We start from the raw sequence: 14,690 nt of genomic DNA, 5'->3' as shown, positions 1-14,690 counted from the left end.
AACACTAAATACATCAGCTTTGTGCATGTCATAACCTGCAGTGTACAGTCAAATTAATGGTCAAGTTAGAGTAATTTGAGAACTCGATCAAGATGCGATTACCCTGTGTAACAACTGGCTATTGCAACATGGCTAACCTTAGCTGTTGCTCAAGCTGCAGCAAATCTATTCCGAATGCTTCTCTGAGTATTTTGGCTGCTAATCCGATAAATTCTATTGGTTTTTCAACGCCTTGAACTCTTGCTTTCTCTATAGCGTCTTCGGTTTCCTCAGTTTCTTTCAAGATGCCTAGTAGTAAGTGTCCTGAATTTATCTGCGTCTGACCTGACTGGTTGGCCTCCTCAAGGGCCAGATCCACAACTCTTTGAACTCTGCGATTAATAAGATTTTTTTCGGGAATGATGCTTTCTGAACGCAATGGGGGATACTCACCAAGCATTTGCTTAACCTGGTGCTGTACCGCTTCAAAAGTTACCCCCGCAGCCATTAGAACCTGCGAAGCCACACCAACGTCTTCTACCAAAAATCCCAAAAGAATACCTTCTGTACCCAAGTAGTAAAGGTTTAACTGGCGAACGGCATCCTCTCCTAAATGAAAGACGCGGAGCGCTTCGGGAGTCAAGCTTTTCTTGGGAATAACGAAATTCAAATTATTCATCTTCATGTAGTCAGCAAGCCAAAGAAAGGAAACTGCTTTAAGAATGTATTCAAATGTAGCAAAATCGATCGCACCCCAATTTGCCGTTTCTACTTCCTCCTGCTGATACATCCTCATCAGTGACTCGTATATTTGTTCGTCGTCATGGACTAAAGTATTCATACTTTGCTCCCAGCGACTAAATAGATTTTTCACAGAATAGCTATCAAAATTCGTCCCTTTGCTCATCTCATTACGTACTTGACTCAGGAGCTCTAGCCATTCCGCCTCTCGTTCGCTAAATCTTGATTTCAGAATTTCTTGCTGTTCTGGTGTCAGATATTGTTGTTTGGACATAGAAATTGTCTCCATTACTTGAATCAGGTTTTCAACCGCAACCGATTGCTTTGTTTGTAGCTCTGTAGAGATTACCTCTAAGCGTTTGAGTAATTGGCGTGATAAGCTCATCTGCTCTTTTACTTTGGCTCGATGCAAGTCGATGGTTTGCTGAAGGGAAAATTCAGGATTTGATAAACATTCACTAATTTCCCTTAGAGAAAAGCCAAGCTGTCGCAGGGATACAATTTGCTGCAATCGGATGATATCCTGGTCACTATAGAGCCGATATCCTACCTCAGTTCGATGGGAGGGTGAGAGCAAACCAATTTCGTCGTAATAGTGCAACGTCCGAATAGAGATTCCAGTTTGTTTGGCTAACTCACCAATCTTCATGAGTTTAAACATCTTTAGCTCTGATCCTTATTTACCAGAGAAATGCGGTTGATAAGTTCACCTTAGAGCCTGACGTTACGTGAGAGTCAAGGGAAATCTGAGAATTTTTTTAAAAAAGGCAAATTATTTACTAACGCCATGGGCAACTAAATTTTAACGAAGCTCGCGGAATTCCCCATACCTGGGACGGGTGGGGATGGATAGCGAGACGACAAATCACGACGATTCATGTTATAATTAAGTTGGTTGGTGACCCGCCTGACTGTCTAAAAAGACAAACAGTTTTGGTGTAGACGTTACTAAGTGAGCTTGAGAAGGTCTAGTCAGTTTTTGATAAACTAAACAGACTCCTACTCCTAACTGATGATGGGAATTAGCGGCACAACTTTTAATCGGTAATAAACCAGAGCATATTGCTAGTATGCTTACCATTACTTTTGTAAAAATTGTCGCTTTTCCTACCACTACTAAACCATAAATTTTGAATTCCGAGAGTTATGTACCTAAAATTAGATACACTACACCAATAACACACCAGATAGCTTCACGATAACACCATCTTATCAAACCAATGTACATAGCTAATATTTTCACACATAAAAGCTTGTAAATATCGAAGCTTATAGAATATTTTATTGCCAAAATATTTCGGGATAACCACTAATTGTAATAAAACAGCTGTTGCACCTTTAAATTGGATATAATTCAGTGAAAAAACAAACCGTGTCTTGATGCAAAGCGCGAATGAGGAGGGAATAAAGAGTAGCTTATTTATAGCGGTAAAACTCAAGACAACCCATACAGGGCAATCACCAGTGGCGGAATAATCAATGCCATCAACAAACTTAATGGGGCACCCACCCTAGCAAAATCCAAAAACCTGTAACCCCCTGGCCCATAAACCATGGTATTGGTCTGATACCCAATCGGAGTCATAAAACTATTAGATGCGGCAAACATCACTGTAAACATAAACGCTAGAGGATTGAGACTCAAACTCTTAGCTACCTCCACAGCAATCGGCAAAAGTAACACCACCGAAGCATTATTAGACAGCACCTCTGTGATCAGGACAGTAACCACATAGAACAACGTTAACAACCAATAACCAGGCAGATTACCCCCCAGTGCCACTAGATTTTCGGCTAACCATTCAGTTGTGCCTGACTCCTTCATGGCTATTCCCAAAGGAATTAACCCAGCCAGCAGGAAAATAATATCCCAGCGTACTGTTCCGTACAGTTCCCCAGGCTTGAGACAACCAGTGATCACCATCAACACTACTCCCAACAAGGCACTCACCATAATCGGTAGCAGATTAAAGGCAGCTGCTAAGACTACCCCTACACTAATTGCGATCGCAATTACTGCTTTGTCTCGCCGTAGGGTTTCTAAATCTCGCTGTCCAATCACTAACAAATCTCGACTGGTTTGCAATCCCAACAAACTTTGCCTCGGACCTTGTACCAACAGCACATCACCAAAGTGTAAGGAAACTCCTCCAAGTCTTTCTCTGACCAGCTCCTGTCCCCGTCGAATTGCCAAAACTGTACCGTTATAGCGTTGCCGAAACCGCATATCCTTTAAGGTTGAGCCAATTAAATTAGAGTTAGCCAGGATCAACACCTCAGCAATCCCCTCCTCCCCAGAGGTAAGACCGCTTTCCAAGGGTTGTTGTCCAAATTGGACATCAGCTAAGATTTCTATCCCTCGTTGATCTTTGACTCTCAGCAGACACTCCCGACCAGACCTCACAATCAAAATATCCCCTGGTCGCAATACCTTATCTGCCAGCGGTTGGGGAAAACGGCTACCATTGCGAATCAGTTCCAAAACGTCCAAATCAAACTTCCGCTGGATTTCACTGGCACGTAGGGTTTGCCCCACTAGGCTGGAATCTGGTGTAATCACAATTTCACTGACATACTCTTTGAGATTATAGTCCTGAGAGACAATACCATTGCTAGCTACTTTACGGTTGGGCAAAAGTCGGGGTGCCACTAGAGCCAAATATGCCAATCCTATGGTGAATGTAATTAGCCCCAATCGGGTGAATTGAAACAAGCTGAAATCACCATAGCCCAACTGTTTAGACAACCCACTGGCCAAGACATTAGTGGAGGTGCCAATGGTAGTGATCATGCCCCCTAAGATAGTGACAAAGGATAAGGGCATCAAAAGCCTAGAAGGGGAAATACTTTGCTTGCGGCACCAATCTTCTACAATAGGAAGTAGTACAGCCACCACAGCTGTATTGTTAATGAAGCCCGTTATGGGCCCAGCAATTATTCCCATGGTAAATATTTGCTGGGTTGACTCCTTGCCTCCCCACTTCAGCAGTAGGTCATTCACGATTTGAAGCGCCCCAGTTCGGGCAATCCCAGCACTGAGGATAAACATAGCCATCACAGTGATCGTGGCAGGGTTGCCAAAACCGGAGATTCCCTGTTCTGGGGTGACTAGCTTTAGAAGCATAAGTAATACCATCACTGCGATCGCAGTGATATCCACTGGCATCCATTCCCTAATGAAACTGATTAAAGCTAGTACGACAACGCTCAGGGTTAGAAATATAGTCATAGATACAGCGGTTTGCAATTCAGTTAGGTACAAATTTCTGGATTTTAGGGAACAGGGAACTTCGGATCAGGGAACAGGGAAGTCAGAAGTGGGAAGTCGGAAGTCGGAAGTCGGAAGTCGGAAGTCGGAAGTGGGAAAACAATCCTGTGTACCTGATAGTTATGCAAACCGCCGTAGCGATCGCTCTCACCAAAAAAGACTACCTTAGTTAGGTAGCTCATGGACATCCATCAAACATTTTGATAAATTTACCTATCCATGGAATTTATCTCGCCATATACTAGCCAAAATGATTCAATAACGCTATTAGTTAGCGTATCCTTTATCAAACTAATTTATAGTTATAGCAATGAGCATAAGCCTTAGGAAATCAAATTAATTTAAAGGTAACTTCGGAACTTCGGAACTTTGTAACAAGCATGTACTAATCTTTATTACCCGAATTCATCCGTGACTATGAACTTAATTATTCATTATTATCTAGTCAAGTATATCCCTTAATTAAAACTTTAAATTAAGACACCCTTGATTGAAAAAAATTTAATAATAAACTGTCAATTATTGTTGACTGTTAACTGTTGACTGTTAACTGTTGACTGTTAATCTTACCATCCCGCCAACAAAAAAATCAATTAAATTAAAATTGAATAAACTCCTGGGGGTTGCTCTGAGTATGCCAGGGGAACAGGTAGCTTCTGGAGTAGGGGAGTAGGGGATATTCCATGTCCGTCCCCATTCCCCCATCCCCCCATCTTCTTCAAAGTAAAGCGTGGTAGCTCACGCTTCGAGCAATTTTCCACTTCCCATCAAGCAGAATTCCCAGAGGTATCACCCTTACTACCCTTGTCAATACGCTTGATCGGTTTCGGTCTTGGTCTTTGGGCTTTGGGTGCTGTGGCTGTAGCCGCGCCATCTTTTTTACGAGCAGGACGTGGCTTCGGGTAATTCTTTTTAGCACCAAAACGTTTTTTATTTTTATTAAATGGTTTCCTCTTAGGTCCTTTTTTGTTGAGAAACCCAATATCATTTCCTTCCTGGATCACCAGGGTATTGGCTTGCAGCTGTGCATGTAAATCCCAAAAATGACCAACAACCCTTTCTCCCAGGCAACCCTTAAGCTTTAACTTGAAAAACTTAGGCTTATCTGACTCTTTACGAGGTAATTGCCTAATTTTAACAACGACTTGTTCCTTCTCCCGCGAATGGTATATCACCTCGCCACGAATGGAAAAATAGCCATCCTTCGGAATCGGTTCCGCCTCAGCTTCTGAGGAGTCATTTGATGTCTCGACTTCTGTTTCGGACTGAGCAACTCCCGAGTCAGTTGTTTCAGCTTCAGCTGTGGGTTCGAGAGTTTCTGGTTCCCAGACGCCAACAATTTGGACATGTAAGTTATCGTCTGCTTGCCTGATGCGAGGATAGACAACCCAGAGGTGGGGCTGATTGAGATCTAAGTGATTCTTGACCAAACTCATGACCCGACCGAGTAACACCGCATCAATCAAGGTTCCATCTGCCCCTACCAGTGTTCCCCTGGTCAACTGTTCTGCGGAAGGCATATATTTGCCATTGACCAGACCAATGGCGCGGTATTGCCTAGGTTCACTGGGGGCAGGAATTGGGTGCTGTCTTGAGACCTTACTTGAGACCTGAGTAGTTACTGTCCCATTAGATTCAGCTAAGGGAGCTGATTTGGTGGTATCTTGAGAGCCACCAGTTGGTGTTTCTGGGGGCTGGTTTTGCACACTGGATACTTCCGGTGGTTGGATTCCAGACGACTCAGCTGAGTCGGGAAGCCCATTCACAGACGAATTCATATAACCTCCTAGCGGCGGAGACACATTCCCATGGGTGGTTTTGACTGACATTGGCAGCATTATTTTGTCAACATCCTCCAGCTTTCCGGTGTCCTTTCCAGAAAAAATTATCCTGGACTGTTGCCACCACAAAACTGGAGGGTGAGCGCACTTGGTACTAGTCTACCCACTGTACAGAATGCAGTGAGAGAAAGGTTAGATCCGCAAAGTTTATGGAATCTTTAATCTGAGCGGTTTCTAGCCGATTTAACTGAGCCTTAATGCTAGCGTATTTATATAGATGGGATTGATGGGAGGAGACTTGAAAACCCCCAAATCGTTTCATAATGGGAAGAGAGTAGCAATCTAGTACATGCGGGTATGTTACGCATGCGTAACATACCCGCATGTTTTCAACAAAACTCCTCTGGGATTGTGGTACAATGGGCCTATGCAATAACCAAGCAATAACAGTATTAGGCTTGACATCCAGATAATCTTCTACAAGAGTGGGTAGCCTGCGAAAAGGTAACTGAGTAAAGCCATCAGTTTTAAATCTCCCGAAAATAACGGAGTAGAGCAACAAAGTTGTCACCTCAAATTCAATATTAGGTTGGGTTCCAGCCGATTTGAAGCCTGTGGATAGGGTGCTGCCGACAGTCCTAGTTGAAACAGGAAGTAAACAGGCTTCGTTGTGACGTTTTTGTCCGCGATGTTCACGTTTTATAGAACAGTTCAAGAAAGTTTTGTGTCTCAAAAGCGCAGTCTCTGGATCAAAATAGTGCTAGTACTAGCTGTGCTAGCCTTTATCGGTATTTCGATGATTCCTTTGCTAGGGAATATTTTCAAGGATAATCCCGCCTCTGTTGGGGCAACACCTACAGCTACACCAAATATTTCTGCCCAGCAGCAAGCAGAACTAGAAGCTCAAGCCAAGGGTTATGAACTAGTCTTGCAGCGAGAACCAGAAAATTTAACGGCTTTGAGAGGTCTGCTGGAGATACGGCTACAGCTAAGAGACATCAAAGGCACCATTGAACCCCTAGAAAAGTTAGCCAAACTCAATACTGACCAGACAGATTATGGGGTCTTGCTGGCTCAGGTAAAACAACAAATTGGCGATCGCGAAGGAGCAGCTCAAGCCTATCGGGACATATTAAACGCTAAGCCTGGGGATATGAATGCTCTGCAAGGGTTAGTTAGTTTGCTAACCCAGGAAAACCGCCCAGAAGCAGCCATCGGTTTGCTGCAAGACACCTTAAAAAGTTCCCAGCAAGTCAATGAGATTAAACCTGGGAGCATTGATGTCATTTCTGTGCAGTTGTTGTTAGGTCAAGTTTACGCGAATCAGAAGCGTTATGACGAAGCCACAGCTATATATGACCAGGCGATCAAAGGCAGCCAAGATGACTGGAGACCAGTGCTAGCTAAAGCCATGATTTTTAAAGAACAGGGTAACACTGAAAAGGCTAAACCCCTGTTTGACCAGGCTGAATCCCTAGCACCAGCCAAGTACAAAGACCAAGTCAAACAGTTGGCAGCCGAAACTCCAGAAACTCCAGAAACTCCAGAAACTCCAGAAACTCCAGAAACTCCAGAAACTCCAGAAAATTAGTCATTGGCTAAACCATGATTAGTGATGAGTAACCAACACAGGCTAGGAGTGTTACTTACTCATGACTCGACCAGTGAGGCAGTATCGGAGTAACAATCAATACTTCCGCTCTTTCGGTTCAAACAAGGTAATGCTTACCGGTTTATATTGCAGGTCAATACCTGCGGATGAGTAAAACGCTAGGGTGTGTTTGAGAAAATTGGGATCATCCCGTTGGGGATAATCCTCCCGGCTATGGGCACCCCGGCTTTCTCGTCGGTTCAGAGCAGAGGTAAGAATAATTTCTCCGACTATCATTAAATTGCGCAGTTCCAAGGCTTCGATAATTTCCGTGTTCCAACAGTTGCCTTTGTCATCCAAATAAATTTGCTGGTACTGTTGTTTGAATTGTTGCAGTTGGTTTAATCCCTCCTCCATGGACCCTTGGTTACGGAAAACGCCACAGAATTGGGTCATACAGTCTTGGAAGGCTTGACGCAACTGGTTAAGCCGTAAGGTGCCAGATTTTTCCACAAGGGCTTTGATTTTTGTCTGGGCTGCATTGAGGTAGGATTGCTCGTCAAGGTCTGGTAACTTCCGGTCTTGGACGTATTTTGCGATCGCAGCACCGGTTCTTTTGCCATAAACCACACATTCCAACAGGGAATTACTCCCGAGGCGATTTGCCCCATGAACAGATATACAGGCTGATTCCCCAGCGGCAAAGAAGCCCTCAATTAAGCCATCTTCACCACTATGAACTTGTCCATCGGTGTTGACAGGGATTCCCCCCATAGAGTAGTGGGCAGTTGGTCGTACTGGCATTGGTTGATGTACTGCGTCAATACCAACCAATCGATGGGCTTCTTCCCAGCAGAACGGAATCCTACTCATAATCTTTTCTTTGCCCATGTGGCGCAGGTCAAGGTAAACAAAAGGTCCACCTACACTGCCATCAGGGTGAATGCCACGACCAGCTCTGAGTTCTAGGGTAATCGCTCTTGAAGTAATATCCCGAGGTGCCAGTTCCATTTGTTTGGGGGCATAGTCCCTCATAAAGCGATCGCCTTCTGAGTTAATCAGATAAGCCCCTTCCCCTCGTACCGCCTCAGAAATCAAAACCCCCACCGGATACAAGCCTGTAGGGTGAAACTGTACAAACTCCATATCTTCCAAAGGCACCCCAGCCAGAGCTGACATTCCCAGACCATCCCCAGTGGAAGCAAAGTCATTGGAGGTGGTGTTAAATACCCGTCCATAACCCCCAGTAGCAAACATGACCGCTTTTGCCCGTACTACTTCCACCTTCGTGTTTAGGAGCTGGAACATCACCACCCCTTTTGCCTGACCCTCTTCCAAAATCAGCTGCATAACGTACCACTCATCGTAGAGTTTGACACCGTTATGCCGGAGATTGTTCACCAGTTCATGCAAAATGGCGTGACCCGTCTTATCTGCCGCGTAGCAAGTGCGGCGATGGGAATGACCTCCAAAAGCCCTCTGAGCAATCCGACCATCTGGTAAGCGGGAAAACAGAACCCCCATGTGTTCCAGCTCAATGACCACCTCTGGAGCCTCTTTGGTTAGGATTTCTACTGCATCCTGGTCTGCCAAGTAGTCAGACCCTTTAACCGTGTCAAAGGCATGGGCTTCCCAGCTATCGTCAGCATCAACATTCTTCAGAGTAGCTGCCATACCCCCTTGGGCAGCCACCGAATGGGAACGAATTGGGTGAGTTTTAGCGACAAGGGCGACATCGAGCTTAGGCTCAGAGCGTTTAATCTCTAAAGCAGCGCGACATCCAGCTAATCCCCCACCGACAATAATGACATCGTGTTCTAGCATCTCGGTCGTATTATGGAATCCCAATTCCTATTTTAGGCTCTAGGTTCTAGCCTCTAGGCATTTACCCTCTAGGATTGCGGAAAAAGTATGAAGCGCCCCTCCTCAAGCACGGAGGCTCTCAACTCCCCTTCCCCGGGTTCTGAAAAAGCCGGGGATGGTCCGGATTATCTTCAACCGGTCGCCCCAATAGGTTTCTGTCTAGGGGCTCTGCCTCCAGCTGTTGATGTGGTTTCCTCCTCTTCCATCTGAGCAATTTCAATATGGTTTAACAATGTAGTCACGAAGGCAAAGAGCAGGAAGGGCAGAGATAGTACCAAAATCAGCCCGACAGTTGCCAGAGCGTAAATTTGGCGGTCAGCACTCCAAAGAGCTAAGGCTGAGGCAAGACTCAGGAAAATTACGATTAACCAAACCATAATTTGTCCATAAATGTCACCAAAGCTTAGGGTGCAGACAATGCGATATCGTTGTAAGTTATCCATGGCATCTCTTGACACATTTCTTTATTTTTCTTACCATATGCGTCTCATCCAGGTTTGGGGGATTTCTCAATAATTTTTAAGAGGAGCGCAACATCAGTTTACATTTAGATTTACATTTAGTCATTAGTCATTAATCCTTAGTCCTATGTATTTTGTGAGCCAAATTAAGCCTACTTTTGACCAATAACCAATGACCAAAGAGCGCCCTCGGTAGGATTTGAACCCACGACCCAGGGATTAGAAATCCCTTGCTCTATCCACTGAGCTACGAGGGCATAGCTATATCATACATCAGAAAAAACTGTTTTTGCTTGGCTGGTGATCGGGTACCAGTCTCTGTGTGCCTAATACCTAGTCCTATCAAGGCGCTTTGCGGGTATTCACTCCTGTATCTGTAAACCATAACCAAAAATTATACCAATTTAAAACGGGACAGTCAAGGTCAAGGAGGAACAGGGAACTTCGGATAAAGGAACAATGGCTCCGGTAACAGAAAGCATTTCCCGTTAAGCGTTGCCCGTTACCCGTTCCCGATCTCATACCGAGTTGCATTCAAAGATAGTAGATTGCTTGGATAGGGAGATAGGGAGATAGGGAGATAGGGAGATGGGGAGATGGGAACCCACCCCTAACCCCTCCCAGGAGGGGGAGATGGGGAGATGGGGAGATGGGGAGATTGGGGGAAGAGAAAGTTGTACGTTTGACCGCAACTTGGTATCAGGAGAGCCTTGGGCTTAAGTGGAGAGCCACCACAATAATAATTATCGATTGCTTGTCTCAATTAGCGGTAAGACTCAAGGCACTTAGCTCGAACCCGAGTTAAGGTAGGTACATAGTCAGTGTCACTGATCAGAACTTAGTCAGACTCTGTCACAAGGATTCTGATCAGGAGATAGTGACTATTACTCTGTCAAAATTGAATTGAGGGGTAAACTATACTTTTCCGGATTAGGCACGCTTTTACTAGGCATTAGGTATGACTTAACACCGTGCCACCGTGCCACCGTGCGACTTTGCCCTAACCCTCAAAACTAAATTGACAGAGTACTAGGGGGTTAGAACACTTCGTCAACAGCACCCCCTGACCCGGTCAGGAGTCATGTGCCAGTATCATGTTTATTTTGAAAAGGCAGGATGTTGAAATCTCTAGTATTCAGCACCCACAGAGGGAGCAGCAAATCCCGATTCTCAATTACCAGGGGCAAACCTTTCGCCTGCTCAGTGTATTTGGTGCCACTCAGGAAGAGGAAGCCATAGCTTTCTGGCGAGACCTCACCGATCATCGGGGAAAAGCTTGTGTATTGTTGGAAGAACCTGAGCGCTACAGCGTTTGGGGAAAAATCCGTCTGGATCAATTAGGCACTGAACCCAGCTCTGAGGGCACTAGGGTATCCTACATTCAAGCCTGTCTTTTGCTACTACAGACGGTGTATATGGATGTGGAAGACTTCTTAGGAGCTAGACAAGCTGGGTTGTTCCAGAAGGATATCGCCAAGATCTTGATAGATTCAAACTTTCCCCAGGTTCAATCGAACCAAGCTGTACAACAATTGCTCAAAATCGACCCCCTTACCAACTCTGATTTTCCTATCTGGGAAGAACATCATCTGATCACCCTGTTGCAAGAACTATATCGCTTAGGTAAAGACTATTTTGGCAATACCAACTTTGCTCAGGGGGTTAGCGATATCTTGCAGGATATGCCAGCTCAGGAGCAAACTCAGTTTATCAACTGGCTTAACAACTGTGATCTTAGTAAACTATGGCAATAATCTACAATTAAAAATAAGCTTAAGAATCATAGATATTTTAGCTGCCTAACCATAGTCTTATTGTGCTAGTCAGTGATAAGTGTGAAATTCCTTATGAGCAGCTCTGCAGAACGGTCATCAGGTAATCTATCCCCCCTCAGCAGCAATACCATCATCTATGGTGGTATTGCTTGGGCGATTATCTCCCTATTATTCTTCTTGCTGTTTGGGATTACATCCCCTGGGCAAGAAAGTCCATTTTGGTACCTGATTAGTACCTACTTTTTAGAATGTATACCCTTCCTAGTAGCAAGTATTCTCTGTTTCAGAAATTGGCGCAGCCCTCAGATTGCCAGTGGACGAAATGTCTGGCTAGGACTCGGTCTGGGGAATCTGTTCTATTTGATGGGTGACTTGATATTCGGTGTGTGGGAGCTGTATTTTCACCTTAACCCTGATGTATCACTAGCAGATGTGTTTTACTTATCCTCCTACGTATGTCTTGGGGTAGGCATGTTTTTAGCAGTTATTCCCAGACGCTTAAACTTAGAACTTTGGCAAGGGTTAACGATTGTAGCGATTGCCATAGTGGGGATGGCCTTAGCTGCTTTGCTGTTACTTGCCCCTTCCCTCGAATCTAGCACTCCTGAATCTGGTGATGTGACAATTGCGTATTCTATTTCTGACTCGACCACACCACTTCTGGTCAAGGAAAATAATGCTATGGTCATCTCGGCAGAGCCATCTGAAATAACCAACTCTGAGGCTAATCAGAGTACTGATCATAATTCTCCAAGGTGGGCTATCGAACTTGACAAGTCACTGAGTGCCTATTCAAACCAATTGACGACCCTCTACATTGCTTTCGATGTAATTCTGCTGATTATTGCCTCATCCCTACTGTTAGCTTTTTGGGGTGGACGTTTTTCCCAATCCTGGCAAATGATTGCCGCTGCAACATTTTGCCTGTACATTGCAGATATGTGGTTTAAGTATGCTGAGACTAGACCGAACTACGAAAGTGGCGGTTTACCAGAAGTCTTTTTTGTATTCAGTGGTGTATTGTTTGCAATAGGGGCTGCCCTGGAATATCAAATATCGAGCCGTTCCCGTCGTGGTTCACGCAGGCGAGCTGAAAAAGTAGCATGAGTCCAAGAAAACTATCTGATGTCGATAAACAGGACATCCTAGAACTATATCGACAGACAGCAGAGACAACCTCAACGCTGGCTGACCGTTATGGAGTTAGTAACTCCACCATTAGCCGTATCCTTAAGAGCAACTTGTTGGAGCCAGAATACGAGGCTCTAATCCAACAAAAGCGCTCTAATCGTACTGCTGATCATGTTTCCTCTTCTACTGTCAAAACGTCTAAGCCTGTGGTAGAATCAGCAGCTCAACCATCACTAGTTGGACTCGAAAATGAACCATTAGCAAATGAACCATTAGCAGAATCTATCAGTGATTTATTGACTTCAACCTCTACTGATGGACGTCGGCGGCGTAAGCGTTCCTCTGTGGCTGCTCAACCACCAGTGGAGGAAGAGGAGCAACATACCCAACTGCAACTTGATATTACCACATCAGGTTCAGATGAAGATAAGTCTGTTGATGACCAAGATGAATTCTTACCTGAGGATAAGGGACTAGCAACTAGGAGCTTCGCTGAGTTGCTCGACGAGGATTTAGGGGATTTGGATCAAGATGATGATTTAGAAGATTTAGAGGATTTGGATGACCTCGATGACCTCGATGACCTCGATGACCTCGATGACCTCGATGAAGATTGGGACGATGACTTGCCGGATTCCGAGATTCACGAATCCATCAGAACCTCTGTGGCTAAAAGCGGTTCTTACATTGAAATTTTGCCCCTCTCGGAAGCTTCTCTTCCTAAAACCTGCTATCTGGTAGTCAGCCGAGCGGCGGAGTTAATTGCTCGCCCTCTCAATGAGTTTAGCGACCTCGGACAAATTCCTGACGAAGAAGTTCAAGAGACAACCTTGCCAGTATTCGAAAACCATAGGGTGGCACGGCGTTTTTCTAACCGTTCTGAGCGAGTCATCAAGGTTCCTGATGCTCAGATGCTTCAGAAGACCTCTTCCTATTTGCAAGCTAAAGGAATTACCCGATTATTAATTGATGGTCAGGTCTATTCTATTTGATATCAAGTCTGCTGGCTTCTGGGTGAGGGACTTTCGCCCTTAGGGTTTTAGGAAGTCGGGAGTCGGGAGTCGGAAGTCGGGAGTCGGGAGTCGGGAGTCGGGAGTTGGGAGTCGTAATCCTCCCTACTGCTGGCGGAAGGGTGGGAGGGGGGAAGTAAATTGAATGTACTTCATAAGTATGAGAAACGCTATAACTGTTGATATAACTTACTTGATATCACTTAATTGATATAACTTAAGCGCGTTGAGCCAGGGCAAATAGTTGGTCAGCTGTGGACTCAATCAGCTCCCGTTTAACCAGTCGGGAACGCCAAGATTCTGGTATCCCTTGGTCTCCATAAAATGCCCCTGCCAATTGTCCGTAAACTGCCCCGGTGGTATCAGCATCATCACCTAAGTTGACGGCTAACAGACAGCCTTCCCGAAACGAGCTACTGTGCTCAAAGGCCCATAAAGCGGCTTCTAAGGATTTCACTACATAACCTGTCCCCTTAATTTCTGGCGGCTGGCGGTATTTGAAGGATCCTGTGGCAATTTCGTTTATTTCCCCAACCATTGGGTTTTCTTGCCAGTATTGAGGAATGGGGCAATAGAGTTCCGAAAGCAGTTCTTCTTTGCTTACTCCATTAACTGCTCCGACTAGCAGGGCCCCCAAGTAGCGACAGGCATCGACAGCGGTTGCTACTCCATGAGTAGTGCGTGAACTATCACCAGACTTCTCGATCGCTTCTTTTGGTTTTTTAGCATAAAACAAAGGCACAGGAGCCAAGCGCATGATAGACCCATTACCAGCACTACGGGGAGCTGTGGACCCACAGTAAGGGTTTTGGGTGATTTGAAACTGCTGCAAGGCTTGGGATACTGTGTTTCCAATATCAAAACACTGACCTGTGCTACTTAGATAACCTTCTCGGTACCATCGCAGATACTGCTGTAATTGATCAACTGGATCAAACCCCTGTTGCTCAATCAAACTATGGGGTGACATACTCCCACACTGACTCTTTGAGTTCAGTGTGGGCTTCTTACCAACTCCACCCAACGGTATCGGCTTTCGCCGACGCTGCGCGAACGGATACTCGGTAAGCTTTATTAACGACACGGGATG

Annotated in this window: 14 protein-coding genes, 1 tRNA gene and 1 pseudogene; 5 read left to right on the top strand and 11 right to left on the bottom strand. The window is 45.1% G+C overall.

Annotated features, from left to right (window positions below; all coding sequences use genetic code 11):
• Positions 1 to 118 precede the first annotated feature (118 nt).
• The 7 genes and pseudogenes from F6K51_RS20775 to F6K51_RS20745 all read right to left on the bottom strand — a co-directional run bounded on the left by F6K51_RS20775 (position 119) and on the right by F6K51_RS20745 (position 5,766).
• Positions 119 to 1,381 (bottom strand): MerR family transcriptional regulator, encoded by a 1,263-nt coding sequence (locus tag F6K51_RS20775; RefSeq protein ID WP_293023630.1) that lies wholly within the window; start codon positions 1,379 to 1,381, stop codon positions 119 to 121.
• A gap of 225 nt (positions 1,382 to 1,606) precedes the next feature.
• Positions 1,607 to 1,801, bottom strand: a complete 195-nt coding sequence (locus F6K51_RS20770) for a hypothetical protein (protein ID WP_293023628.1) — start codon at positions 1,799 to 1,801, stop codon at positions 1,607 to 1,609.
• 112 nt (positions 1,802 to 1,913) lie between these two features.
• Positions 1,914 to 2,042: pseudogene (locus tag F6K51_RS20765) on the bottom strand (IS4 family transposase); the annotation flags it as partial.
• Between the two features lie 113 nt (positions 2,043 to 2,155).
• The gene (locus tag F6K51_RS20760; protein WP_293023625.1) at positions 2,156 to 3,949 is read right to left on the bottom strand and encodes an SLC13 family permease; all 1,794 of its coding nucleotides are present in this window, start codon (positions 3,947 to 3,949) and stop codon (positions 2,156 to 2,158) included.
• A gap of 44 nt (positions 3,950 to 3,993) precedes the next feature.
• Entirely contained in the window at positions 3,994 to 4,170 is a 177-nt protein-coding gene (locus tag F6K51_RS20755; protein ID WP_293023622.1) for a hypothetical protein, read from the bottom strand.
• A 364-nt stretch (positions 4,171 to 4,534) separates the two neighbouring features.
• Positions 4,535 to 4,693 carry a hypothetical protein gene (locus F6K51_RS20750; protein ID WP_293023620.1) on the bottom strand — a complete coding sequence of 53 codons (159 nt, stop codon included), beginning with the start codon at positions 4,691 to 4,693 and terminating at the stop codon, positions 4,535 to 4,537.
• Between the two features lie 62 nt (positions 4,694 to 4,755).
• Entirely contained in the window at positions 4,756 to 5,766 is a 1,011-nt protein-coding gene (locus tag F6K51_RS20745) for a hypothetical protein (RefSeq protein ID WP_293023618.1), read from the bottom strand.
• Positions 5,767 to 6,493: 727 nt separating this feature from the next.
• Between F6K51_RS20745 and F6K51_RS20740 the strand changes: the two genes are divergently transcribed.
• Entirely contained in the window at positions 6,494 to 7,360 is an 867-nt protein-coding gene (locus F6K51_RS20740) for a tetratricopeptide repeat protein (protein WP_293023616.1), read from the top strand.
• Between the two features lie 96 nt (positions 7,361 to 7,456).
• Here F6K51_RS20740 and F6K51_RS20735 read toward each other — a convergent pair whose 3' ends face one another.
• From F6K51_RS20735 to F6K51_RS20725, 3 genes are all read right to left on the bottom strand, one after another.
• Positions 7,457 to 9,184 (bottom strand): succinate dehydrogenase/fumarate reductase flavoprotein subunit, encoded by a 1,728-nt coding sequence (locus tag F6K51_RS20735; RefSeq protein WP_293023687.1) that lies wholly within the window; start codon positions 9,182 to 9,184, stop codon positions 7,457 to 7,459.
• A gap of 170 nt (positions 9,185 to 9,354) precedes the next feature.
• Positions 9,355 to 9,666, bottom strand: a complete 312-nt coding sequence (locus F6K51_RS20730) for a hypothetical protein (RefSeq protein ID WP_071107458.1) — start codon at positions 9,664 to 9,666, stop codon at positions 9,355 to 9,357.
• 202 nt (positions 9,667 to 9,868) lie between these two features.
• Positions 9,869 to 9,941 (bottom strand) — tRNA-Arg (locus tag F6K51_RS20725).
• Positions 9,942 to 10,272: 331 nt separating this feature from the next.
• On the opposite strand from F6K51_RS20725, the gene F6K51_RS20720 reads away from it, so the two are divergent.
• The 4 genes from F6K51_RS20720 to F6K51_RS20705 all read left to right on the top strand — a co-directional run bounded on the left by F6K51_RS20720 (position 10,273) and on the right by F6K51_RS20705 (position 13,582).
• Positions 10,273 to 10,404 carry a hypothetical protein gene (locus tag F6K51_RS20720; protein ID WP_293023612.1) on the top strand — a complete coding sequence of 44 codons (132 nt, stop codon included), beginning with the start codon at positions 10,273 to 10,275 and terminating at the stop codon, positions 10,402 to 10,404.
• A gap of 374 nt (positions 10,405 to 10,778) precedes the next feature.
• Entirely contained in the window at positions 10,779 to 11,438 is a 660-nt protein-coding gene (locus F6K51_RS20715; protein ID WP_293023609.1) for an Npun_F0813 family protein, read from the top strand.
• 93 nt (positions 11,439 to 11,531) lie between these two features.
• Complete coding sequence (locus F6K51_RS20710) at positions 11,532 to 12,566, top strand: hypothetical protein (protein WP_293023606.1); 1,035 nt, start codon at positions 11,532 to 11,534, stop codon at positions 12,564 to 12,566.
• A complete protein-coding gene (locus F6K51_RS20705) occupies positions 12,563 to 13,582 on the top strand; it encodes a hypothetical protein (protein WP_293023603.1) in 1,020 nt (339 codons plus the stop codon). The genes F6K51_RS20710 and F6K51_RS20705 overlap by 4 nt, the downstream gene beginning before the upstream one ends.
• A gap of 235 nt (positions 13,583 to 13,817) precedes the next feature.
• Here F6K51_RS20705 and F6K51_RS20700 read toward each other — a convergent pair.
• A partial coding sequence (locus tag F6K51_RS20700; protein ID WP_365940018.1) for an ADP-ribosylglycohydrolase family protein occupies positions 13,818 to 14,690 on the bottom strand: 873 nt, incomplete at its 5' end.

It is taken from the genome of Moorena sp. SIO3I8, from assembly GCF_010692325.1.
Lineage (GTDB): Bacteria > Cyanobacteriota > Cyanobacteriia > Cyanobacteriales > Coleofasciculaceae > Moorena.
The sequence above is the reverse complement of the archived record's forward strand: the minus strand, read 5'-3'. Positions and strand labels throughout refer to the sequence as shown.